The sequence below is a fragment of the Pseudarthrobacter sp. SSS035 genome (assembly GCF_023273875.1).
Lineage (GTDB): Bacteria > Actinomycetota > Actinomycetes > Actinomycetales > Micrococcaceae > Arthrobacter.
On record NZ_CP096882.1, the window covers coordinates 3,717,508 to 3,741,036 of the forward strand.

General features: G+C 64.9%; 22 protein-coding genes and 1 tRNA gene. 19 read left to right on the top strand and 4 right to left on the bottom strand.

Annotation, left to right across the window (positions count from 1 at the left end):
• The first annotated feature begins 223 nt into the window (after window positions 1–223).
• A complete protein-coding gene (locus MUN23_RS17175; protein WP_248759969.1) occupies window positions 224–1,627 on the top strand; it encodes an HNH endonuclease signature motif containing protein in 1,404 nt (467 codons plus the stop codon).
• A 221-nt stretch (window positions 1,628–1,848) separates the two neighbouring features.
• Here the strand turns inward: MUN23_RS17175 and MUN23_RS17180 are convergent.
• From MUN23_RS17180 to MUN23_RS17195, 4 genes are all read right to left on the bottom strand, one after another.
• Window positions 1,849–1,921: transfer RNA gene (locus MUN23_RS17180), tRNA-Arg, on the bottom strand.
• Window positions 1,922–1,999: 78 nt separating this feature from the next.
• Window positions 2,000–3,562 carry a ferredoxin--NADP reductase gene (locus MUN23_RS17185; RefSeq protein ID WP_248759971.1) on the bottom strand — a complete coding sequence of 521 codons (1,563 nt, stop codon included), beginning with the start codon at window positions 3,560–3,562 and terminating at the stop codon, window positions 2,000–2,002.
• Window positions 3,559–4,425, bottom strand: coding sequence for an FAD:protein FMN transferase (locus MUN23_RS17190; protein WP_248759973.1), 867 nt, complete (start codon window positions 4,423–4,425; stop codon window positions 3,559–3,561). Before MUN23_RS17190 ends, MUN23_RS17185 begins: the two co-directional genes overlap by 4 nt.
• A 3-nt stretch (window positions 4,426–4,428) precedes the next feature.
• Window positions 4,429–4,902 (bottom strand): hypothetical protein, encoded by a 474-nt coding sequence (locus MUN23_RS17195; RefSeq protein WP_248759975.1) that lies wholly within the window; start codon window positions 4,900–4,902, stop codon window positions 4,429–4,431.
• Between the two features lie 170 nt (window positions 4,903–5,072).
• Here MUN23_RS17195 and argS point away from each other — a divergent pair, with 170 nt between their 5' ends.
• From argS to MUN23_RS17285, 18 genes are all read left to right on the top strand, one after another.
• Window positions 5,073–6,722 (top strand): arginine--tRNA ligase, encoded by a 1,650-nt coding sequence (gene argS, locus MUN23_RS17200; protein ID WP_248759976.1) that lies wholly within the window; start codon window positions 5,073–5,075, stop codon window positions 6,720–6,722.
• A gap of 5 nt (window positions 6,723–6,727) precedes the next feature.
• Window positions 6,728–8,230 (top strand): diaminopimelate decarboxylase, encoded by a 1,503-nt coding sequence (gene lysA, locus MUN23_RS17205; RefSeq protein ID WP_248759977.1) that lies wholly within the window; start codon window positions 6,728–6,730, stop codon window positions 8,228–8,230.
• Window positions 8,223–9,539, top strand: a complete 1,317-nt coding sequence (locus MUN23_RS17210) for a homoserine dehydrogenase (RefSeq protein WP_248759978.1) — start codon at window positions 8,223–8,225, stop codon at window positions 9,537–9,539. Before lysA ends, MUN23_RS17210 begins: the two co-directional genes overlap by 8 nt.
• The gene (gene thrC, locus MUN23_RS17215) at window positions 9,540–10,646 is read left to right on the top strand and encodes a threonine synthase (RefSeq protein ID WP_141140976.1); all 1,107 of its coding nucleotides are present in this window, start codon (window positions 9,540–9,542) and stop codon (window positions 10,644–10,646) included.
• 2 nt (window positions 10,647–10,648) lie between these two features.
• On the top strand, window positions 10,649–11,623 hold the full coding sequence (gene thrB, locus MUN23_RS17220; RefSeq protein WP_248759979.1) for a homoserine kinase: 975 nt from the start codon (window positions 10,649–10,651) through the stop codon (window positions 11,621–11,623).
• 296 nt (window positions 11,624–11,919) lie between these two features.
• Window positions 11,920–14,169, top strand: coding sequence for a transcription termination factor Rho (rho, locus tag MUN23_RS17225; protein WP_248759980.1), 2,250 nt, complete (start codon window positions 11,920–11,922; stop codon window positions 14,167–14,169).
• A 107-nt stretch (window positions 14,170–14,276) separates the two neighbouring features.
• Window positions 14,277–15,350: a peptide chain release factor 1 gene (gene prfA / locus MUN23_RS17230; protein ID WP_058932004.1), complete on the top strand. Its 1,074-nt coding sequence runs from the start codon at window positions 14,277–14,279 to the stop codon at window positions 15,348–15,350.
• A gap of 12 nt (window positions 15,351–15,362) precedes the next feature.
• Entirely contained in the window at window positions 15,363–16,232 is an 870-nt protein-coding gene (gene prmC / locus MUN23_RS17235) for a peptide chain release factor N(5)-glutamine methyltransferase (protein ID WP_248759981.1), read from the top strand.
• 15 nt (window positions 16,233–16,247) lie between these two features.
• Window positions 16,248–17,093 carry an L-threonylcarbamoyladenylate synthase gene (locus tag MUN23_RS17240; RefSeq protein WP_248759983.1) on the top strand — a complete coding sequence of 282 codons (846 nt, stop codon included), beginning with the start codon at window positions 16,248–16,250 and terminating at the stop codon, window positions 17,091–17,093.
• On the top strand, window positions 17,090–17,863 hold the full coding sequence (locus MUN23_RS17245) for a WecB/TagA/CpsF family glycosyltransferase (RefSeq protein WP_248759985.1): 774 nt from the start codon (window positions 17,090–17,092) through the stop codon (window positions 17,861–17,863). The genes MUN23_RS17240 and MUN23_RS17245 overlap by 4 nt, the downstream gene beginning before the upstream one ends.
• Window positions 17,860–18,819 carry a glycosyltransferase family 2 protein gene (locus MUN23_RS17250; RefSeq protein ID WP_248759986.1) on the top strand — a complete coding sequence of 320 codons (960 nt, stop codon included), beginning with the start codon at window positions 17,860–17,862 and terminating at the stop codon, window positions 18,817–18,819. The genes MUN23_RS17245 and MUN23_RS17250 overlap by 4 nt, the downstream gene beginning before the upstream one ends.
• Window positions 18,816–19,928 (top strand): MraY family glycosyltransferase, encoded by a 1,113-nt coding sequence (locus MUN23_RS17255; RefSeq protein ID WP_248759988.1) that lies wholly within the window; start codon window positions 18,816–18,818, stop codon window positions 19,926–19,928. Before MUN23_RS17250 ends, MUN23_RS17255 begins: the two co-directional genes overlap by 4 nt.
• A 93-nt stretch (window positions 19,929–20,021) precedes the next feature.
• Complete coding sequence (locus MUN23_RS17260; protein ID WP_248759990.1) at window positions 20,022–20,504, top strand: hypothetical protein; 483 nt, start codon at window positions 20,022–20,024, stop codon at window positions 20,502–20,504.
• Window positions 20,497–20,835 carry a hypothetical protein gene (locus MUN23_RS17265; protein ID WP_058932011.1) on the top strand — a complete coding sequence of 113 codons (339 nt, stop codon included), beginning with the start codon at window positions 20,497–20,499 and terminating at the stop codon, window positions 20,833–20,835. The genes MUN23_RS17260 and MUN23_RS17265 overlap by 8 nt, the downstream gene beginning before the upstream one ends.
• An 81-nt stretch (window positions 20,836–20,916) precedes the next feature.
• Window positions 20,917–21,717, top strand: coding sequence for a F0F1 ATP synthase subunit A (gene atpB / locus MUN23_RS17270; protein WP_141140967.1), 801 nt, complete (start codon window positions 20,917–20,919; stop codon window positions 21,715–21,717).
• An 80-nt stretch (window positions 21,718–21,797) separates the two neighbouring features.
• On the top strand, window positions 21,798–22,016 hold the full coding sequence (gene atpE / locus MUN23_RS17275) for an ATP synthase F0 subunit C (protein ID WP_011775261.1): 219 nt from the start codon (window positions 21,798–21,800) through the stop codon (window positions 22,014–22,016).
• A gap of 52 nt (window positions 22,017–22,068) precedes the next feature.
• The gene (locus MUN23_RS17280) at window positions 22,069–22,620 is read left to right on the top strand and encodes a F0F1 ATP synthase subunit B (RefSeq protein ID WP_056349412.1); all 552 of its coding nucleotides are present in this window, start codon (window positions 22,069–22,071) and stop codon (window positions 22,618–22,620) included.
• Window positions 22,620–23,447, top strand: coding sequence for a F0F1 ATP synthase subunit delta (locus tag MUN23_RS17285; RefSeq protein WP_104061170.1), 828 nt, complete (start codon window positions 22,620–22,622; stop codon window positions 23,445–23,447). The genes MUN23_RS17280 and MUN23_RS17285 overlap by 1 nt, the downstream gene beginning before the upstream one ends.
• Window positions 23,448–23,529 lie beyond the last annotated feature (82 nt).

A 23,529-nucleotide genomic window follows, 5' to 3' on the forward strand; every position in this document is an offset into this window, starting at 1 on the left:
GCCTACCCCCTCGAGTTCGTTGAATCAGCCTACGAGGGGGTGCCGACAATCTGATGAAGGCGCACTCAATCCAGCGCCAACGGACAGTCGAGGCCCAGTGCGCGAGGGGACATTTATGCCCCATCCCGGCTCCGCCGACACTTCAACAAGGACGCGAGCGGAGTTATCCACATAGCCGTTCAGCCTCGCCGTTATTGTCAGACCCTGCTGGGATGCTTTGAGTATGGATAGCAGAGCGGCTGTGGCGACGGCGGAGGCACTTGCGGTGTCTTTCGCTGAGCTGGCTGTTGTGATCGGTGAAGCTGCCGAATCTTCCGGATCCTGGGAGGCTGATCCGTTGCGCCGGGTGGCGGGTGGTTTCTTGGACGGGCTGGCGGAGATCTCACGGTTGGAGGCGAAAAGTGCCGCCCTGAAGGTCTGGCTGGCCGCCGGCTACAGCGCCGCTGCCGAGGCCCTGGCCGGGCCGGCCGAGTCGCCGCAGGACCACACCGGTCAGGAGATGGCTGTGGTCGCTGAGGTCGCTTGCGCCCTGACGGTGAGTGAACGCAGTGCCGGTGCCCTGCTCGCCGAAGCCCACGCGCTGTCCACGGCCTTGCCGCTGACGTTCTCGGCGCTGCAGGCCGGGCAGATTTCCTGGCAGCACGCCCGGATCATGGTGGACGAAACCGTGAACCTTGACCCTGCCGGCGCCCAAGCCCTCGAAGCGCATTTCCTGGACCCCGCCGCCGAGAATCCGGCACGTGGCCCGGCCGGTGAGCTCATCCCCGGCCGGTTCCGGCACAAAGCCCGGACCTGGCGGGAGCGGCATCACCCGGTGAGTATCGAAAAACGCCACGCACGCAGTGCCGCGGATCGGCGGGTGGAGTATGCCCCGGACCGGGACGGGATGGCCTGGCTCTCCGCCTACCTCCCTGCCGATCAGGCTGCCGGGATCTGGGACCGCACCACCAGCGCAGCCCGCGCCCTCCAAGGACCGGATGAGGGCCGGACCCTCACCCAGCTCCGCGCTGACACCATCGTCGCCTGGTTGCTCGGCGGAACCGGTGATGGGAGCGGGGAAATGCGCAGCGGTCTTGCTGGCGGTGGTCCCTCGCCGCGGGCGCAGGTGTTGATCATGGTCCCTGTGATGTCGCTGCTGGGTGTCACGGATGAATCGGCCATGTTGGATGGGTACGGGCCGATCCCGCCGTCCATGGCCCGCCAGCTGGTCGCTGACGGCGCCGAGTCGTTCCACCGGGTTCTGGTCGACCCCCGGGACGGTGCACCGCTGGAGATCGGGCGGACCAGCTACCGGCTCACGAAAGCCCAACGCCAATGGCTACGGCTGCGCGACGGGAAATGCCCGTTCCCCGGCTGCAGCAACCACTCCCTCGACAACGCAGCCGACCACCTCCTCGCCTGGGCCCACGGAGGATCCACCGGCATCAGCAATCTCGGCCAGCCCTGCCACAAACACCACAGACTGAGACACACCACAGCCTGGAAACCCACCGCAGCTACCAAGAACGAGCCCCCGGGCTGGATATCACCCACCGGCCGCCACTACCAAAGCGAACACCCCGACTGGGAAGCACCACACTGGCCAGCGCCGCAGACGACAAGTGCATCGAGTACCACGCCGCCTTAGCTGGGCTGCGTGGCGAAGCATCGGCCTCAGCGGCGGAGTCTGAAGGTCGGCGTGCGACAGCCGCGTCGCTTTCACAGCGGCGGTGTCCGCAGGTGCAAGCTCGGTAGGGCCTCAAATGTCCACTCGAGCTTGTTCGGTGGCGCTTAAGTGTCCGCGCGCGCCTGTGGGGGAGGAACGCAGAAAAACCCCGCCGCTTTTGCAAGCGGCGGGGGTTTCATATGTGCCCTCGATTGGAATCGAACCAACGACCTTCTGCTCCGGAGGCAGACGCTCTATCCCCTGAGCTACGAGGGCAATTCAGGGATCCTGCCGTTGCCAGCGGGACGTCCTAGAGCTTAGCAGGAAGGTGCCTGCAAGGAAAAACGGCCCTGTTCAGTAGCCCGAAAAAGAGTCCACGTGCACCCGGCGCGCGCCGGCCTTATGGGCTGCGCGGCGCAACGAAGCGACGCTCGCAGGGGACCCGGAGATGTAGACAGCGCGGCCGGCAATGTCGGGAACGAGGGCCTTCAGGGAATCTCCGTCCAGCCGGGCGCCGGCTGCAGCGCCCCCGGATTCCAGCGTCCCGGTGTCGGTGATGAACGACGGCGGGACGGAACCGTCTGCGAGGCGTGCCAGGATGCGCGCCCCGGACGCCTGCAGCTCGGCCGTGTAGGCAATTTCCGCAGAATTGCGCGCCAGCAGCAGGAGAATGACGTCCCGGTCCTGCGCGGCGCCGGAAGCCAGATGCGCAAGATAGGGCGTGATGCCGATGCCCGCGGCGATCAGAAGGACGGGGGCCCGGGGATCGCGGGGCAGGACAAAATCTCCGCCCACGGACGTGGCGGCCACCTCATCACCAGGCTTCAGGTCAAGCAGGACTTTCTTCGCCGCGGACAGGGGCTCCGCCGTCCGGACGCCAAACTTCACCGTCTCCGAACCGGGGGCGCTGGTCAAACTGAACACCCGGCGTCGGCCTTTGCCGTCAGACTTGGCGTGCGGCAGATCCAGTTCCATGTACTGCCCCGGCACAAACCGGACGGGCCGGGACGGTTCAAAGGCGAACTCTGTGGTGCTGGGCGTCAGGGGGCGGGAGCCAGCGAACCGGAGCCTGAGCCCGCCACGCTGGCCCACGAGAAACGCCAGCAGGTTGCCGACCAGGAGGGCCAGCTCCGGCGAGTTGGCGATAAAGCCGAAGTTGTACGGCACCGAGAACACCACACCAACCAGTGCGGCGAGCGCGAGCTGCTGCCAGCGGCGCGGCGCGAGGGTGAGTGGCTCCGTCAGCATAAAGCCGACGAAGAACAGCAGCGGCCGCTGCGCTAGGGCCTGCCAGAGTGCGCTGCCCAGGGTAAGCCCAGCCTGCAGCAGCTCAGCGCTCACAATTGATGTGGCAACCACAAGGAAGACGGCCGCCATGAGCAACTTACGCGTCCGGTAGAGCACCAGGAGGACGCCAGGGACCAGCAGCCAGAGCATGGCAGGTGTGGCGGCCCACCACGTTGCGATGTTCAGCCCCGTCAGCCCGGTGACAAACGCCCCGGCGGCGGCGGGGTTGAAGATGTGCCGGCCACGCCAGGCCAGCGCGTATTTCGAGGCGGAGGCCAGCACGCAGGCCAGGGCCACCCCCGCCATATCCAGGGGCATAAAGGAGGGCCAGAAGAGGAAATACAGCAGCAGGCCGGTGATCAGCGACGACTCGGAATGCGGGCGGACGTGGAAAAGCACAGCCAGCCCGCGGTTGGACACGTAGGTCAGGCCAAGGCACAGCACCAAGTGGACGAGCATCTGCGGGATGCCGAACGTGAGCCAGCCAAGGGCATTGAGCAGGAGGCTGTACGCGGCAAGGGCTGCCAGAACCAGCAGGATCAGCCGGTACATCGTGTACTTGCCCAATAGGGTGTCAAGCCGGCCGGCAGTGAAAACGGCAGTTGCCTTGGGGGCGTCAACGGGGCTCATGAGAACAGTGTCCCTTCAAATCCGGCCGAGTAGGCAGCAGCTCCATCAGAAAAAACCGTCAGCCAGGAAAAGTCGAAGCTCCGTTCCAGCTCTTTGCCGGGGACAAAGAACAGGGCGGTGGCCAGAGCATCGGCAACCATGGTGCTTTCTGCCATGGTCCACGTGGCGACCGCCGTGCTGACGGGCAGCCCTGTTGTGCCATCGAGCACATGGTGCAGGCCGTCGCCCCACGCCCGTCTGTTTGAGGCTGACGCGCACAATGCGCCGCCTGCCAGCGGCACGGTCCCGATGGCCCTCGCCGGATCGTACGGGTGCTCCAACGCCACGGAGACCGGATCAGGCCCGCGGTGCAGCAGGTCGCCGCTGGCATCAATCACGAAGGAGTCCACGCCGCAGGAGCGGAGCTCAATAGCGAGAAGGTCCACCAGCTGCCCCTTACCGGCGGCACCGATGTCCAGGACCAGGGGAGCGGTGGTGGTCAGCACGTTGCCGTCCCACGTCAGGACGTCCTCCCAGCGGGGTGCCGGAAGCGCGTTCCCTGCCGGCCGCAGGGAATAGGCGGCGTCGTACCCGAGGCGCTCCAGGCTGCCGCCGATCAGCGGCGTCATTGCACCGCCGGTGACCTCATACAGCGTGCGGTACAGCCGGCCAAGGTCCGCCGCTTCCGGCGGCAGCTCATACCGCCCGGGCTGGCGGGCCATGGCACCGACGGTCGAATCGGACCTAAACCGGGACCAGCCGCCGTCGTACCGCTCCACCAAGGCGAGCAGCCGGGCACGGACGCTGGCGTCAAGCGGACGGGGGGTGGAGATTTCCCAACGGGTTCCGATCCCGTCGAAGCGAAAGTCCTCCGGGTCCGGCACGGCCTACTGGGCCTCGGCCTTGATCTTGTCCAGGGCCTGGTTGAAGCCGCCGCTGGTGAGCGAGGATCCTGCCACCTTGGAGACGTTGAGTTCGTCGATGCTCTTACCCACAACCTGCGCTGCGATCCCGCCCGCGAATTCGCCCTGGAATTTCCGGGTGTTGGGGTTCGAGGGGTGCTGGGTGATGTTCACGGCCGTGACCGTGCCCGCGGCGAGCGTCAGCTCAACCCCCACGGTTTCGGTCCCGTTGGGGGAAACATAGGTGCCGTCAGCGCTGTAGGTGCCGTCCTGGTAGAGGGAGGCGCTGCTGGCCGGCGATGATGCCGTGCCGGAAGGGGCCGTGGTGGCGCCGGACGTGCTGTCGGAAGTCGCAGCGGGCGCCGCGGGCGTGGCCGAGGGCGCGCAGCCGGCCACCGTTCCAGCGAGGGACAGGCCGGCGATGCCGACGAAAACACTCTTGCGGACTGACGGTCTCATGATGGGGCTCGTTTCGTGGGCTGGGTGCTTACGCTGTACTCAACGTCGGATTCAGCGTAATGGTTCACCCTGTGAATCAGCATTGCGTCCGCTGTGAGAAAAGTAGTTCGGAACCAGTCACGCACGACCCCCAAATTCGTCCCAGTGGCGGCCCCCGGTAGGCTAGAGGGGTGACTCCCGAAGAACTCTCCCTCGCCATATCCGCCTGCCTGAAAGACGCCGTCGCCGCTGGCGAAATCGCGCTTTCCGCATCAGCTGTCCCTGATGAGGTGCGCGTGGAGCGACCGAAGAACCGGGAGCACGGCGATTGGGCCACCAGCATAGCCCTCCAGCTGTCCAAGCAGGCCGGCACCAACCCGCGCGAATTCGCCACCATCCTGAGCGCCCGGCTGAAGTCCATCAACGGCGTCGCAGCCGTGGATATCGCCGGCCCCGGCTTCCTGAACATCACCGTGGACGCCGCCGCTGCGGGTGCCCTGGCGAAGGCCATCGTGGAAGCCGGACGTGACTACGGCACCACGACCACGCTCGCCGGCCACGTGGTGAACATGGAATTTGTGTCGGCGAACCCCACCGGTCCGCTGCACATCGGCCACACCCGCTGGGCAGCCTTGGGCGATGCCATCGCACGTGTGCTCCGTGCTTCGGGCGCGGAGGTCACCGCCGAGTACTACATCAACGACGCCGGTTCGCAGATGAACGTGTTCGCGAACTCTGTTTACTCACGGCTGCATGGACTTCCGGTGCCGGACGGCGGCTACCCGGGCCAGTACATCGCCGACCTCGGCCACGACGTCCTCACCCAGCACCCCGACATCCGGGAACTCACCGAGGTCGCCGCACTTCCTGTCATCCGCGCCGCCGCCTACAAGGCCCAGATGAAGGACATCAAGGACACCCTTGCCGATTTTGGCGTTGCGTTTGACGTCTACTTCTCAGAACAGGAACTGCACGACGCCGGCCACATCGAAAGTGCCGTCGCCCGCCTTCGCGAGCAGGGCCACGTGTTCGACGACGGCGGTGCGGTCTGGTTGCGCACCACCGACTTCGGGGACGACAAGGACCGCGTGATGATCCGCGCGAACGGCGAACCCACCTACTTTGCCGCGGACGCCGCGTACTACCTCTCCAAGAAGGACCGCGGCTTTACCGAAAAGATCTACCTCCTGGGCGCGGACCACCATGGTTACATCAACCGCCTCAAGGCCATTGCGGCCTGTGCAGGCGATGATCCCGAGGTGAACATCGAGGTGCTGATCGGCCAGTTGGTGTCTGTTAACGGCGCCAAGCTGTCCAAGCGTGCCGGCAACATCATCGAGCTCAAGGACCTTATCGACTGGCTGGGCAAGGACGCCGTGCGGTACTCCCTGGCCCGCTTCCCGGCGGATTCCCCGCTCACCCTGGATCCCGACCTGCTGAAGAAGCACAGCAACGAGAACCCGGTCTTCTACGTCCAGTACGCCCATGCGCGTACCCGCGGCGCGGCCCGCAACGCCGTGGCTGCAGGCGTGGACCGCAGCGCGTTCGAGGCCTCCCTGCTGGACCATGCCACAGAAAACGAATTGCTCTCCTACCTTGGCAGCTACCCGTCCATCGTGGCCAAGGCCGCGGAACTGCGTGAGCCGCACCGCGTGGCCCGCCATCTTGAGGTCATCGCCGGCGCCTACCACCGCTGGTACGACGCCTGCCGCATCGCACCCATGGGTGACGAACCGGTGACCGACGTTAACCGCACGCGCCTGTGGCTGAACGACGCCACCAGCCAGGTGCTGGCCAACGGCCTGGACCTGCTGGGCGTATCCGCGCCGGAACGGATGTGAAACTGATGTCGGCACAGGAAATTTCAGCACTGGACTCAGCACACGACACCAACAGCCCATCCCCGCTGGCACCCGAGTGGCTCGCCGTTCCCTCGGACCTGAATGCGCTCCACGAACCCATGTGGGCGCAGGATGTGCGGAAGAACGACGCCGGTGAGCTCGCCATCGATGGCATCGCCGTCAGCGAACTCAAGGCGCAGTTCGGCACGCCGCTCTTTGTGATGAGCGAGACAGACTTCCGGGCCCGCGCACGTTCCTTCAAGGACGCCTTTGATGCCGCGTTTGCCGACATCTGCGGGGGAGTGGACGTCTACTACGCGGGCAAGTCCTTCCTGTGCACCGCCGTAGCCGCCTGGGTGGCAGACGAAGGACTCCGGCTGGACACGTGTTCCGGCGGCGAGCTCGCGGTGGCGGCCCGGGCCGGCATCAAGGGCGAAAACCTGGGCCTGCACGGCAACAACAAATCCGACGCCGAGATCAACCGCGCGTTGGATATGAAGCTGGGAAGAATCGTGGTGGACAGCCTCGATGAGCTGGACCGCGTTGCCAAAATCGCCTCGGACCGCGGCGAAATTGCCAACGTTATGCTGCGCCTGACTCCCGGCGTCCACGCGCACACCCACGAGTTCATCGCCACCGCCCACGAGGACCAGAAGTTCGGCCTCTCCATGGCCGGGGATACCACCGAGCAGGCCGGACTGTCAGCAGCGGAGGAGGCCGTGGCTGCGGCCACGGAATACGCCAGCATCGAACTGCTGGGCCTCCACTGCCACATCGGCTCGCAGATCTTCGAGCCGGACGGCTTTGAACTCGCCGCGCAGAAGCTCCTGCGCTTCCACGCCGCCATGCAGGAAAAGTACTCCATCGTGATGCCCGAGCTGGACCTCGGCGGCGGCTACGGCATTGCCTATACCCCGGTGGACACCCCGCGCCCCGCAGCTGACGTCGCGCAGGCGATGGCCGCCGTCGTGCGTTCCACGTGTGCTGAGCTGGGCATCACCGCCCCCCGGATTTCGATCGAACCCGGACGCGCGATCGTGGGCAGCACCACCTTCACGTTGTACGAGGTGGGTACCCTGAAAACTGTCCGCGTCGACGCGCCGGGGGATTCAGAGGCCAAGGAGAACGTTACGCATCCGCGCCGCTATGTGTCAGTGGACGGCGGCATGAGCGATAACGCCCGCCCGGTGCTCTACGACGCGGATTATTCGGCGATTCTGGCCTCCCGCACGTCCGCGGCGTCCCCGCAGCTGTCCCGCGTGGTGGGCAAACATTGCGAGAGCGGCGACATAGTTGTTAGAGATGTATATCTGCCCGAGGACGTGGCAGCCGGTGATCTGCTTGCTGTACCGGGGACCGGCGCCTACTGCTGGGCCCTGTCAAGCAACTACAACTATCTGGCCCGGCCGGGCGTTGTCGCGGTGCGCGGCGGATCTGCCCGGCTGATTGTCCGCGGGGAAACCGAAGAAGATCTGCTTAACCGCGACATGGGAGTGCCGAATGACTGAATTGCGAACCCTGAAAGTGGCCCTGCTGGGCTGTGGCAACGTTGGGGCCCAGGTTGCGCGGATTCTCATTGAGGACGCCGACGCCCTTGCCGCCCGTACCGGGGCCCGCCTGCAGCTCAGCGGCATCGCGGTGCGCAACGTCAATGCCAAGCGGGATGTGGACCTGCCGCAGGACCTCTTCACCACCGACGCCGACACCCTGGTCAAGGACGCCGACCTGGTGATCGAGCTTATGGGTGGGATCGAGCCTGCCCGTACGCTGATCCTCTCCGCGCTGCGCAATGGCGCCTGTGTTGTCACCGGCAACAAGGCCCTGCTCGCCCAGGACGGCCCCACCCTCTACGAAGAGGCCGACAAGGCCGGCGTGCAGCTGTCCTACGAGGCCGCCGTCGCCGGTGCCATCCCCATCCTGCGCCCCATCCGGGACAGCCTGGCCGGAGACCGCATCACCCGCGTGCTGGGCATCGTCAACGGCACCACCAACTTCATCCTGGACCAGATGGACTCCACCGGCGCGCAGTTCGCTGACGCCCTCGCCGAGGCCCAGCGCCTTGGCTACGCCGAAGCTGACCCCACCGCCGACGTCGAAGGCCACGACGCCGCCTCCAAGGCCGCCATTCTCGCGTCGCTGTCCTTCCACACCCGCTTCGCCCTGGAGAACGTCCACTGTGAAGGCATCACGTCCGTCAGCGCGGCGGACATCGCCGCTGCCAAGGACGCCGGATTTGTCATCAAACTGCTGGCCATCGCCGAAAAGCTCACGGATGCCGACGGCGGCGAAGGCGTTTCCGTGCGGGTGCACCCCACGCTGCTGCCTCGCGAGCACCCGCTGGCCGCCGTCCGCGGCGCGTTCAACGCAGTCTTCATCGAGGCGGAAAACGCCGGCGAGCTGATGTTCTACGGCCAGGGTGCCGGCGGAACTCCGACGGCGTCCGCCGTGCTGGGTGACCTTGTCTCAGCCGCCCGCCGCATTGTGCTGGGCGGACCCGGCCGCACGGAGACCACCACCGGCCACGTCCCGGCCCTGCCCATCGACTCAGCCATCACCAGCTACTACATCGGCCTGGACGTCGCTGACCAGCCCGGCGTTCTGGCCAGGATCGCCCAGCTCTTTGCGGAGCACGGTGTGTCCATCGAAATCATGCGGCAGACCATCCACCGGGACGCAGAGTCCAACGTGGAGTCTGCCGAACTGCGGATCGTTACCCACCGCGCATCAGAGGCTGCCCTCGCAGCAACCGTCGAGGCCGTCAAGGGCCTGGACGTCATCAATTCAGTGACATCCGTTCTGCGGGTAGAAGGAGTCTAAGTGGCTCACCAATGGCGCGGCGTTATCCGCGAATACGCTGACCGGCTGCCCGTAACGGAATCCACCAGGGTCATCACGCTGGGCGAAGGCGGCACTCCGCTGGTCCACGCGCAGAAGCTCTCCGAGCTCACCGGTTCCACGGTGTACCTGAAGGTCGAGGGGATGAACCCCACCGGTTCGTTCAAGGACCGTGGTATGACCATGGCCATGACCGCCGCCGTCGCGTCCGGCGCCAAGGCCGTGGTGTGCGCGTCAACCGGCAACACTTCAGCCTCCGCCGCGGCCTACGCCACCGCAGCGGGACTGAAATGCGCCGTGCTGGTCCCCGAAGGCAAGATCTCCATGGGCAAGCTGAGCCAGGCCATCGCGCACGGCGCCACGCTGCTCCAGGTAGACGGCAACTTCGATAACTGCCTGGACATTGCACGGAAGCTGGGGGAGTCCTACCCGGTGTTCCTGGTCAACTCCGTGAACCCGGCCCGCATCCAGGGCCAGAAGACGGGCGCGTTTGAGATTGTTGATTCGCTCGGCGATGCTCCGGACATCCACGTCCTGCCCGTAGGCAACGCCGGCAACATCACGGCGTACTGGAAGGGCTACAAGGAGTACTCGGCCCCGTTCGAATCCGACACGGCCGGAACCTTGCCCGCTGTGTCCACCAAGACCCCCCAGATGTGGGGCTTCCAGGCCGCCGGCGCGGCACCGTTCGTGGCGGGGCATCCCATCACGGAGCCGGACACCATCGCCACTGCCATCCGGATCGGCAACCCGGCGTCCTGGGACGGTGCCATCGCGGCCCGTGACGAGTCCGGCGGATTCATCGACGCCGTGACTGACGAACAGATCCTGGATGCCCACCGCTGGCTGTCCGCCCGCGAAGGCGTTTTTGTGGAGCCCGGCTCCGCCGCCGGTGTGGCTGGCTTGCTCAAGAAGCACGCCGCCGGTGAAGTTCCGACCGGCAAGACCATCGTCATCACCGTGACCGGCCACGGCCTCAAGGACCCCCAGTGGGCCCTCCGGACCGAGGACGGCAGTGAAGTGCAGCCGGTCAAGGTCTCGAACGACGTCGTGACGGTCGCAGCTGAACTGGGACTGGAAGAAAAGTAGCCTTGGAAACCACCTCGCCCACCGCCGTTGACCTGCCCGTCATCGAAGCAGGCCAGCGCGTCACTGTCAGGGTCCCGGCCACCAGCGCCAACCTCGGACCGGGTTACGACAGCCTGGGCCTCGCCCTGGCACTGCACGACACCCTGACGGTGGAAAGCCTCGAATCCGCTGAGCTCATCTTCGAGCTCAGCGGCGAGGGGGCGGACACGCTGCCGCAGGACGCCAGCCACCTGGTGGTCAGGGCGATGGAGGCTGCCTTTGCCCGGCTTGGTTACCGGCACGGGGGCCTCAGGATCACGGCGACGAACGTCAACCCCCATGGCCGGGGCCTGGGATCATCGGCGTCGGCAGTTGTGGCGGCCGTCTCGGCCGCCAATGCCATGCTGCCCGAAGCGGCGCGTCGCGGGCGGGACTGGATCCTGCAGTTGACCAGCGAGATGGAAGGCCATCCGGACAACGTCGCGCCCGCGATTTTCGGCGGACTGGCGCTGTCATGGCAGGACAGTGACCGGTACAGCAGCACGTGCGCTACCGTGGCCGGTTCCGTGATTCCCATCGTTGCCGTCCCCGATTTTGAATTGTCCACCGAGGCCGCGCGCGCCCTGCTGCCGGCGTCTGTGGGCCACCATGCCGCGGCCATGAACTCCGGACGGGCTGCGCTGCTGATCCATGCGCTGACCCAGAAGCCCGAGTTTCTGCACGCCGGCACCGAGGATTACCTGCACCAGAGCTACCGGGCCGAGGCGATGAGGCCCAGCGCGGCCCTCATCAGGGCACTGCGCAACGCGGGCCACGCGGCCGTGGTTTCGGGTGCCGGGCCTACGGTCCTGGTTCTCGCCGATGGTGAAGCCGATGCCGCCGAGGTCCTTGGGTTTATTGAGTCCTTTACAGAGGCGAACACGCCGGGCATCGGCTGGCGCGTGCTAAAGCTGGCAGTGGACGTCGAAGGTGCTAAGGTGGACTTGCACCGGCGGTAATTCCGCCTATCTGATCGGCAGCTGCATTCAGTTGTTAGTGATCTCCTACTGCGCAATATTTTCCGGTGCCGCCTGCTTGGTCTGTCGCAGGAATCTGCAGCTGAATTGTCTGCCCCTGAATCGTCAGCCCAGCGCCCCGCCATTAATCGGTGCGTGAGGTGAATCAGTATCCGGCCCTGCTGGCCGAAATCCAACCGGCAAGACCGAAAATGCGGCTGCAGATCTGAACTGCAGCCCAGATCAAATCATCGCGTCCAGCTCCCAGTCTGGACGCCGTCGAGGGGGAAGGATCCTTCGTGACCGAAACCACTGAGCTGTCTTCAGCTGTGGAACCATCAACTTCTGCTGCCGGATCGTCAACGGCCGCACCCGCCAAGAGCAGTGGCCTCGCCGGCCTCAAGCTCGCCCAGCTGCAGGCACTTGCCAGCCAGCTGGGGATTTCCGGTGGATCCCGCATGCGTAAGGGGGATCTGGTGACCGCCATTTCCGCCCATCGCGCAGGCACGTCAGCCAGCAAGGCCCCGGCCAAGGCTGCCGAGAAGGCGACCGAAAACCACGTAGCCCCGGCCGCTGCCGCACCGGTGGCTGCCGCCAGCGAAACCTCGGAGGCCCCGGCCGCTGAGGGGACCCGTGCCCGTGGCCGTGGACGCAGCCGCCGCGCTGTCAGTGACGGAGTAGTTGCGGCCCCCGCCGCGGCAACGGCCACTGAAGCTCCGGCCGCCGCACCCGTTGAGGCTCCGGCGTCAGCGCCCGTTGAGGCCGGCGCAGCAGCTGAGGGCGAACGCCGCCAGCCGCGCACCCGGAACAGGCGCCGCGGCGATGCGGCCGCCACGTCAACGCAGGCAGAAGCCACTGAGGCTCCGGCCGAGCAGCCCGCCGCTGAACAGCGCCAGGCTGACCGCACCGAAACCCAGCGTGCTGATTCCCAGCGCACGGAAACCCAGGGCGCCGAATCCGGCGACGGCCAGCGTGCTGACCGCCGCGAGAGCGGCCGCACCCGTGGCGCCCGCGAGACCACGGCCCGCGAGACCACGGCCCGTGACACCACCGCCCGTGACACCACTGCCCGCGAGACCACCGATGGTGGGCGCGACAACGCAGGCAGCCGTGACGCTGGCCAGCGTGACGCCGGCCAGCGTGACGGCGCCCGTCGCGATGACAGCCGCGACAACGCCCGCGATGGCGACGACACTGACGGCGGCAGCCGCCGCAACCGCCGCAACCGCCGCGACCGGAACGACCGCAATGACCGGAGCGACCGCTCCGGTGGCGGCCAGGACAGCCGGGACAACTCCCGTAACGACCGCTTCCGCGACCGCAACGACCGCCGTCGGGGACGCACCCAGGGACCGGACGTCGACGACGTCGAGGTCACCGAGGATGACGTCCTGCTGCCCGTCGCCGGCATCCTGGACGTGCTGGAGAACTACGCGTTCATCCGCACCTCCGGTTACCTGCCGGGCCCGAACGACGTTTACGTCTCCCTGGCCCAGGTCAAGAAGTACAACCTGCGCAAGGGCGACGCCTGCGTCGGTGCCATCCGTGCACCGCGTGAAGGCGAAGACCGCAGCCAGCAGACCGCACGCCAGAAGTTCAACGCCCTGGTCCGCGTCACCTCCGTCAACGGAAAGACGCCGGAAGAGCTCAAGGACCGCGTCGAGTTCGCCAAGCTGGTTCCGCTGTACCCGTCCGAGCGCCTGCGCCTTGAGACGGATCCCAAGAAGATCGGCCCCCGCGTCATCGACCTGGTTGCCCCGATCGGCAAGGGCCAGCGCGGCCTGATCGTCTCCCCGCCGAAGGCCGGCAAGACGCTCATCCTGCAGTCCATCGCCAACGCCATCACCACCAACAATCCTGAGGTCCACCTCATGATGGTGCTTGTTGACGAACGCCCCGAAGAAGTGACGGACATGCAGCGCACCGTCAAGGGTGAGGTCATTGCCTCCACCTTCGACCGTCCCGCGGATGACCACACAACGGTGGCCGAGCTCTCCATCGAACGCGCCAAGCGCCTCGTGGAAATGGGCATGGACGTGGTGGTCCTCCTGGACTCCATGACCCGCCTGGGCCGCGCCTACAACCTGGCAGCACCGGCCTCCGGCCGTATCCTGTCCGGTGGTGTCGACTCTGCCGCGCTGTACCCGCCGAAGCGCTTCTTCGGTGCAGCCCGCAACATCGAAAACGGTGGCTCGCTGACCATCCTGGCAACCGCGCTCGTGGAGACCGGTTCCAAGATGGACGAGGTCATCTTCGAAGAGTTCAAGGGCACCGGCAACATGGAGCTCCGCCTGTCCCGCCAGCTGGCGGACAAGCGTATCTTCCCGGCCGTGGACGTCAACGCGTCCGGTACCCGCCGCGAAGAGAACCTGCTTTCCCCCGAGGAAGTCAAGATCATGTGGAAGCTGCGCCGCGTCCTTTCCGGACTCGAAACGCAGCAGAGCCTTGAGCTGCTGACCAACAAGATCCGGGAGACCCAGAGCAACGTCGAGTTCCTCATGCAGGTCCAGAAGACAACGCTTGGCGCGAAGTCGGATAACGACAAGTAGCTGCGCTCACCGCTCAAAACATGCCGGCCTGATGGTCGGCATGTTTTGGGCGGTTCGTCGTTAAGTCCCGTGAAACTAGACTTGTAAGAGTCGAAAGAGGTTTTGAAATGTTTGAGTCCGTACAGGGCCTGCTTGATGAGCATGATGCTATACAGGCGCAGCTTGGTGATCCTGCCGTTTATGCAGACCAGCGGCTGGCCCGGAAGCTGGGGCGGCGTTCTGCGCAGCTCAATGGCATCGTGGAGGCATACAACAAGTGGCATGCCCTGGAGGACGACCTCGCCGCTGCGAAGGAAATGGCCTCGGAGGACCCTGAGTTTGCTGCCGAGGTTCCCGTGCTGGAGGAAGCGCTGGAGCAGGCTTCCGCAAAGCTGCGCAGGCTCCTCATCCCGCGGGACCCCGACGACGCCCGCAACGTGATCCTTGAGGTCAAGGGCGGCGAAGGCGGCGACGAAGCAGCGCTCTTCGCCGGCGACCTCCTGCGGATGTACACCCGGTACGCGGAATCCCGCGGCTGGAAGACTGAACTCATCTCGGCCAACGAATCCGATCTTGGTGGCTACAAAGACGTCCAGATGGCCGTCAAAGGCAACTCGAACGATCCTGCCGAGGGCGTCTACGCACGGCTCAAGTTCGAAGGCGGCGTCCACCGCGTGCAGCGTGTGCCCGTCACCGAATCCCAGGGCCGCATCCACACCTCCGCCGCCGGCGTCCTGGTCCTCCCCGAAGTTGACGAGCCAGAAGAGCTGGACATCAACCAAAACGACCTCAAGATCGACGTCTACCGCTCCTCGGGTCCCGGTGGCCAGTCCGTGAACACCACGGACTCCGCTGTCCGTATCACGCACCTTCCCACCGGCATCGTGGTGGCCATGCAGAACGAGAAATCCCAGCTGCAGAACCGCGAAGCAGGCATGCGCGTGCTCCGCGCCCGCATCCTGGCGCACCAGCAGGAAATCATCGACGCCGAGAACTCGGCCCAGCGTAAATCCCAGATCCGCACCATGGACCGTTCGGAACGCATCCGCACGTACAACTACCCGGAAAACCGGATTGCGGACCACCGCACCGGCTACAAGGCGTACAACCTGGACCAGGTCATGAACGGGGACCTGGAACCGGTCATCCAGTCCGCCATCGAGATGGACGAACAGGCACGCCTGGACGCCATCGGCGACTAGCCGCCGGCACCCATGACACTCGGGTCGGAGCAGTCCCTCGCGGCTGCCGTCAGCGAGGCCACGGTGATCCTCCGGGACGCCGGGGTCCCCAGCCCCCGCGTCGACGCGGAACTCCTGGCGGACCACCTGCTCGGCGTGGGGCTCGGCAGGCTCCGGGCGATGATGCTGGGGGACACTCCAGCACCTGTTGGCTATGCCGAACTTGTCGCTGAACGGGCCCAACGGATCCCGCTGCAGCACATCACCGGAGTGGCGCACTTCAGGTATCTGGAGCTCGCCGTCGGGCCGGGGGTTTTTATCCCACGGCCGGAAACAGAGTCCGTGGTGCAACTGGTCATCGACCACGTCAAGGGGATGGCGCACCCGCGGATTGTGGACCTGGGCACGGGGTCCGGCGCGATCGCCGGCTCCATCGCCCATGAGGTGCCCGGCGCCGAAGTCCACGCCGTGGAATACAGTCCGTTCGCGCACGCGTGGGCGGCCCGGAACCTGGCGCCCCTGGGCGTCAAGCTGGTACTGGGGGACCTCCGCGACGCGCTGCCGGAACTTAACGGAACCTTCGACGTCGTAATCTCCAACCCGCCCTACATTCCCGCCGAAGCCATCCCGAATGAACCAGAAGTTTCCCTGCACGACCCTCCCGAAGCCCTGTACGGCGGGGGAGCGGACGGCATGGAACTTCCGACGGCGGCGGCCGCCTCGGCTGCCCGGCTGCTGGTTCCCGGCGGCTACTTCGTGATGGAACACGCGGAAGTCCAGGCCGGCTGGATCGCCGGCATGATGCAGCGGACGGGTGCCTGGCGGGATATCACCACGCATCTGGACCTCAACGGCAAGGAACGCGCCACCAGCGCCGTCCTTGCCGGTCCGCACCACGAGTGATGAAAGAATAGGCCAGTGACAACAACCTACAACTGCACGTCCGAGGACCAGCGCGCCCTTGGCCTGGAGCATGCCCAGCGTGCCATCAGCGAAAAGAAGTGCGTGGTGTTCCCCACGGACACGGTCTACGGAATTGCCGCCGACGCCTTTTCGCCGCAGGCCGTCACCATGCTGTTGGCCTCCAAAGGTCGCAGCCGCACCATGCCGCCGCCGGTACTGATTCCCCGGATCAACGCGCTGGACGGCCTGGCCACAGATGTTTCCGCTGATGCCCGCAAGCTCGCCGAGGCGTTCTGGCCGGGGGGACTGACCCTGATCCTGCACGCCCAGCCGTCACTGGACTGGGACCTGGGCGAGACCCAGGGAACGGTGGCCCTGCGTATGCCCGCCGACGAGGTGGCCCAGGAACTCCTGACGCTGACCGGTCCGCTGGCCGTATCCTCCGCCAACCGGACCGGCCAGCCGCCGGCACAGACCGCCGCGGAGGCACGTGCCCAGCTGGCGGAATCCGTGGAGGTCTACCTCGAAGGCGGTTTCCGGCCGGTGGAAGGAACCGACGCCGTGCCCTCCACGATCGTGGATGCCACCGGTCACCTCCTGCGCGTCGTGCGTACGGGCGCTGTGTCCCTGGAGCAACTCCGGGAGCACGTTCCGGGCGTCCTGGGCCTGGGCGAGATCCCGATGGCTGAGCCCGAGGAAGAATCTGAACCTGATGAAGTGCCTGAACCCGAGGAAGCGGCAGCGATGGAAGAAGCCGTGACCGAGGACGCCGCAGCGACTGAAGAAGCCGCAGCGGCCCACGAAGACGCATCCGCAACACGGGAGCCCTCAGCGCCCGCCAAGAAGGATCCGGAGGCATGATCGTTGGCCGCGACCGCCTAAGACTCCTGGACGTTGAGGTCACTGCGCTGCCCGAACACCGCATGGCAGAAGTCCTCAGCGATCTCATTGCCAAGGGGGGCCGACGCACTGTTGTGGGCCATAACCTGCACAGCTGCTACCTCTATCACACGCTTCCCGGCTTCAGGGCGCTGTACGACTCCGCAGACGTTGTGCTGATGGACGGCGCACCGGTATATGCGCTCTGGAAGCGGCAAGAAACAGCCGCGGTGGCCGATTCCAGCTTCCGCGTCGGTTCCACGGACTGGATCAAGCATCTGGCGTCCGTGACCGGCCTTGACCGGCTGGCCGTGGTGGGGACCAACAGCCTCAGCAATGCGGAAGCCTGCCGCCGGCTGGCGATGCAGTTGCCCCAAGCGAAGGTCCTGGGGCTCGCCGGGGAGAACTGGGGCCCGGAGCGGGAACGCGCCGTTGTGGATGAACTTTGGGCGTTCCGGCCGAACCTCGTCCTCGTAGGATTGGGCATGCCCTTGCAGGAAACCTTCCTGTGGCAGCGCCGCGACGACCTCCCCGACGCGGTGTATGGTGCGGTGGGCGGCGCAGTGGACCAGGTTTCCGGCCACCAGCGGCTCGCCCCGCGGTGGTTGGGCCGGCTGGGCTTTGAATCGCTGTGGCGTCTCATTCACTCACCCCGGAGGGTCTTCGGACGCGTGTTCATTGAGCCCTGGAAGCTGGCCGCTGTCCTGGCAAGCCGCAAATTTCGATCCACGGATACAGAGGCAAGCAAATGACAAAGAACGTCGTCGCCGTGGTTGTCACGTACAACCGGCGGGACCTCCTCGAGACCACCCTCCGGGGCATCACCTCCGGAACAGTTCTGCCTTCCACGATCGTCATCGTGGACAACGCATCCACGGACGGCACCCAGGGTTTCCTGGCCGCATACACCGGACCTGTTCCCACTGACACCATCAGGCTCCCGCAGAACCTCGGCGGGGCGGGCGGGTTTGTGGTGGGCATGGAGCGCGCGGTCCTGGACCATGCAGCCGACTATGTCTGGATCATGGACGACGACACGGAACCGCAGCTCCGGACGCTCGAAGAAGCCCTTTCAGCTTCACAGGCCTACGCTGCTGAATCCGGCGGGGAGCCCAGCTTTGTTGCCAGCCGGGTGGTCTGGACCGACGGGCGGGAGCATCCGATGAACCGGATGCGTCCACGGCTGGGTGCCAGCGAGGACGACCGCGGGATCGCCGGGCGGGCCGGGGGAGTCCAGATTAGGACCGCCTCCTTCGTCTCGATCCTGATCGAAGCCGGGCAGATACGCCAGCATGGCCTTCCTATCGCCGACTACTTCATCTGGAATGACGATCTGGAGTACACCGCTCGGATCTCCCGGGGCCGGAATGCCATCTCCGTTGAAAATTCCGTGGCAAATCACCACACGAAGTCCTTCGGGGATGCCGGCGCCGATCCCGGTGCACGCTTCTACTACGAAGTGCGGAACAAAGTTTGGGTCTACACACGTTCCGAGGCGCTCACACCACGGGAGAAGGTGCTGTACTCGGGCGCCTCCGCCCGCAACTGGACCCGGACCATTGCCGGCTCGCCGAACAAGGGACTCCTCATCAAGGGACTCCTGCGCGGGCTGCTGCATGGAATGAAGGCGCCCCGGAGCAACGAGCAGGTCCTCAGCGGAATCTATCCGCTCCGCGATGTGCGGCGTGCAGGGGGACCCGTCACATGATTATGTACCTGCTTATGGGGCTGACGGCTGCCGTCGTGTCCTACGGAGCCACCTGGGGTGCCCGGGTCATCGGGCACCGGCTTGAACTCCACGCCCCCATCCGCAGCCGTGACATGCATACGACGCCGGTGTCCCGGCTGGGAGGTGTGGCCATCTTCCTCGGCGTGCTGGTGGCCCTCCTCGTCGCCAGCCAGTCCTTCTTCGTCAAGGACATCTACCGGAACAACTTCTCGCCATGGGGCGTCCTGGCGGGCGCGGCACTGATCGTGCTCGTGGGGATCGCGGATGACCTCCTGGACATCCGATGGTGGGTGAAGCTAATCGGCCAGAGCGCCGCAGCCCTGGTGGTGGCCATCTGGGGCGTCCGGATGACCATAGTCCCGTGGGTTCCGGAACCGATCTACCTGGAGAATGAACTGCTCCGCGTCGTGCTGACGGCCGGGCTCATCGTCACCACCATGAACGCCTTCAACTTCATTGACGGCCTCGACGGGCTGGCCGCCGGCGTGGCCATCATCGGCGGAACTGCCTTCTTCTTCACGGCGTACTGGGTGCACCGGAACGCCGTCCTGTTGGACTATTCGGACCTGGCCACCCTGCTCACCGCCATCGTCGTTGGCAGTTGCATCGGCTTCCTGCCGCACAACTGGTTCCCGTCCAAGATCTTTATGGGCGATTCCGGCGCCATGCTGATCGGCCTGCTGATGGCAGCCGCCGGCATCGTCTCCACCGGCCAGATCACGTCAGGGCTGTACGACCGCGCCAACGGTATCTCCACAGTCATACCGATACTGCTGCCCTTCGCCGTGCTGTTCCTGCCACTGCTTGACCTGGGCCTCGCCGTCGTCCGCCGGACAGCGCGGGGACGTTCGCCATGGTCCGCAGACCGCGGCCACCTCCACCACAAGCTGCTGGATATTGGTTACTCGCACCGGACGGCCGTGATCCTGATGTACCTCTGGACCGCCATCCTGTCCTTCGGGGGATTGTCCTTTGCAGTCTTCCCCTGGCAAGTTGTCTTGGCCGCCGACATCTTCGCCACGCTGGTCATGGGCCTGATTACGGCCTGGCCTTACCTGCGCCGCCACAGTGACCAGTCGCCGGCGTAACGGCGTTCGGATTTATTTCTATCTCGTGTAGAATTTAGGGGCAGCCCAAGCTGCCCCTCCACCCAGCCCCAGGGCGCCGACGATTGGGATCTCATGACCTCCAACGCCGAACCCGGACGTTCGTCCGGCAGCGGACCCGTTGGTGTTTCCGGTCCCACGCGCTCGCTGTGGCTTCGCCTCCTCGCACTCAGTTCAGCTGCCGGTGCAGGCGCCCTGATTCTGGCGGGCATCCCGGCTGTGATCCTGAACGGCCCCAGCGGCGTCCTGTCCAGTACTTTGGGCGGCCTCCTGGTGATGCTCTTCTTCGCCATCAGTCTTCTCGTAGGCCACTTCATGGGGCGCAACAACCCCTCCGGTGCCATCGGAATGTTCGCGGCCACCTACGTTGTCAAGGTCGTGGGTTTCGCGGTTGTCCTGTTTGTGATCGGAGCACCTGCCTGGCTGCACGACCGATGGTTCCTGATTGGCGCCGTTGCCACTGTTGTCTTCTGGCAGGCTGCCGAAGTCTATGGCTTCAGCAAGGCGCGCCTGCAGATTTACAACGACCCCGAGCCCAAGGAGCCGAACGATGCCTGATCGGAAACGAACAGCGAAAAACAGTTCCTCCGTGCCCAAGAACGCCGCGCCCACGCCGGGGGTGTCGGCCGAAAACAATGACGGCGGATACAACGCCGGAATGGCCGTCTTTAGCTACATTATTGGCGGAATCATCGTCTGGAGTTTGATAGGGTGGGGTCTGGATTATCTGTGGGGAACCCGCTGGATCGTGCTCGCAGGCGCTCTGCTTGGAGCTCTCGGAGGTTTCTATCTTTCCCACATGCATGGCCTTACCAGTTCCAGAACCACGGCCGGTAAGAGCAGCGCAGACAGCGGCCCGTCCGCGGACGGAAACACAAATGCCAAATAATTTCACAGGGGGAGCCGCGGAGCACAATTCCGCGGGTCCTCGACCAACGCCCAATGATGGACACTGCAGAGAGGAAACGCGTTGATCGCGCTTGCGCTCCCGGCCCAAGATTCAGGAGAGTTTAATCCTCCTGGAATTGAAGAAATGCACCTGCCGGCAATCCTGCCGTGGGGGGTGGCTGACGGATTCTCCAAGCAGATGCTGCTCGTAATCCTGTCGGTCGTCATTATCGCCACATTCTTTCTGCTAGCTGCGCGGAAGCAGCAGCTTGTTCCCGGCAAGCTCCAGTTCGCTGGTGAAATGGCTTATGGCTTTGTCCGAAACGGCATTGCAAAAGACATTATCGGCGGCAAAGACTTCATGAAGTATGTCCCGCTGTTGTTCAGCCTTTTCTTCTTCATTCTGGTGAACAACATCTACGGCGCCATTCCCGTGATCCAGCTCCCGAGCTTCTCGCACGTCGGTGGCGCCTATGTCCTCGCGGGCATTGTGTACGTCACCTGGATTGCCATCGGCATCAAGAAGAACGGCCTGAGGTACTTCAAGCTGGCCACCGTACCGTCCGGCGTCCCGGTGTACATTCTCCCGATTGTGATCCCGATCGAGATCATCTCGAACTTCCTGGTCCGGCCGGTCACACACAGCCTCCGTCTTTTCGCCACCATGCTGGCAGGACACCTGATCGTCATGATCGCCGGTTCCGGCATTGAGTACCTCGTGATGCAGGAGAACATCCTGCTCAAGGGAACGTCCCTTCTGGTCATCGCCGGCGCAGTTGCCATGTACATGCTGGAAGCACTGATCATGGCCCTGCAGGCCTACGTCTTCACGCTGCTGACCGCCATTTACATCGAAGGCGCCCTGCACGCGGACAGCCACTAGGCACCCACAAAACTTCCCCTCACGGGGATGAAGCAACCCAAACAACCTGCCACATGGGTGGCATCTTGAAAGGAAGAAAAATGGAAGGCACCATCAACGGCTCCCTCAACCTCATCGGCTACGGACTGTCCGCAATCGGCGGTGGTATCGGTGTTGGTCTCGTGTTCGCTGCTTACATCAACGGCGTAGCACGTCAGCCGGAAGCCCAGCGCGTCCTGCAGCCGATCGCGTTCCTCGGCCTCGCGCTGACTGAAGCCCTCGCCATCCTCGGCCTGGTCTTCGCCTTCGTCCTGAGCTAGTCCTCAGAACCAAGCGAACATCCAGAACCGAGTAGATAAGGACGGGTGAATTATGAACCAGGTGATCATCTCAGCCGCCACTGCGGGCGAGACTAACCCACTGGTACCCAACGTCTGGGAAATGGGCGTTGTCCTCGCCGGCTTTGCTGTCCTCATGTTCATCGTGGTCAAGTTCGTTGTCCCGATGTTCGAGAAGACGTTTGCAGAGCGCGCTGAGGCAATCGAAGGCGGCATTGCCAAGGCTGAAAAGGCCCAGGCAGAAGCATCAGCCGCCCTCGAAGAATACAAGCAGCAGCTTACGGACGCCCGCGCGGAAGCTAACCGCATCCGCGAGGAAGCCCGTGCTGAAGGCGCCCAGATCCTTGCAGATCTGAAGGAAAAGGCTGCCGCTGAGTCTGCCCGCATCACGGCACAGGCACACGTGCAGATCGAATCGGAGCGCCAGGCCGCAGTTGTGTCCCTGCGCTCCGAGGTAGGCACGCTGGCCACCACGCTGGCAGGCCGCATCGTTGGCGAAGCACTCAACGATGACGAGCGTTCCGCCCGTGTTGTTGACCGCTTCCTGGCAGATCTGGAGAACCAGAACGCAGGTGCAGCTAAGTAATGTCAGGTGTATCGAGCGAATCGCTGACCACGGCGCTGACCCAACTGGAAGCAAAGCTTCCGTTGGCCTCGCTGCAGTTGGCTAAGGAACTCTTCGGAATCCTGGGAACGGTGGACAGCTCGGCTGGCTTGCGCCGCGCCCTGACTGACCCGTCCCGCACCGGTGACGAAAAGTCGGCGCTTGTCAGGCAGCTTGTTGGCGGAAAAGTCTCCGCTGAGGCTGCGGACATCGCGGGCGGACTGGCCAGTTCACGCTGGGCATCGGCCCGAGATATCGGCGATGCACTCGAGACGCTTGCCGCAACGGTGGTTATCGCCGTTGCTGAAAACAAGTCGGCCGTTTCTGCCTCCGGAATCTCTGGGCTGGAAGAGCTGGAGAACGATTTGTTCTCCTTCAACCAGGCCGTTGCCTCCAACCACGAGGTACAACGTGCTCTGTCGGAGCCGCAGGCCAGTGCTGCAGCGAAGACCGCGTTGGCGCAGAAGCTGCATCCCGGCGCAGGCGAGGAAGCAAAAGTCCTCATCGCGCAGGCAGTTTCCCAGCCCCGCGGCATCAAGGCGACGCGGCTCGTAGCCCGGTTCGCCGAGCTGGCAGCCAAACGGCAGCAGCGCTGGATTGCAACGGTCAGCGTCACCCGTCCCTTGACGGAGACGCAGTTCGCTCGCCTCCAGGCAGGGCTTAATTCCCTGTACGGTCGCGAGCTCAAGATCAACCTCACCGTTGATCCTGAACTGATCGGCGGAATCCGTGTCCAGGTGGGTGACGAAGTGCTCGACGCTTCGGTTATCACCCGTCTGGGACAGCTTCACCGCCAACTGGCCGGATAGCCGGACAAGCACAACTTAACGAAACGAAACCCCGGTCATCGTGAGCAACGATGATCACGAAAACAGGAGAGCAGGGACTGCA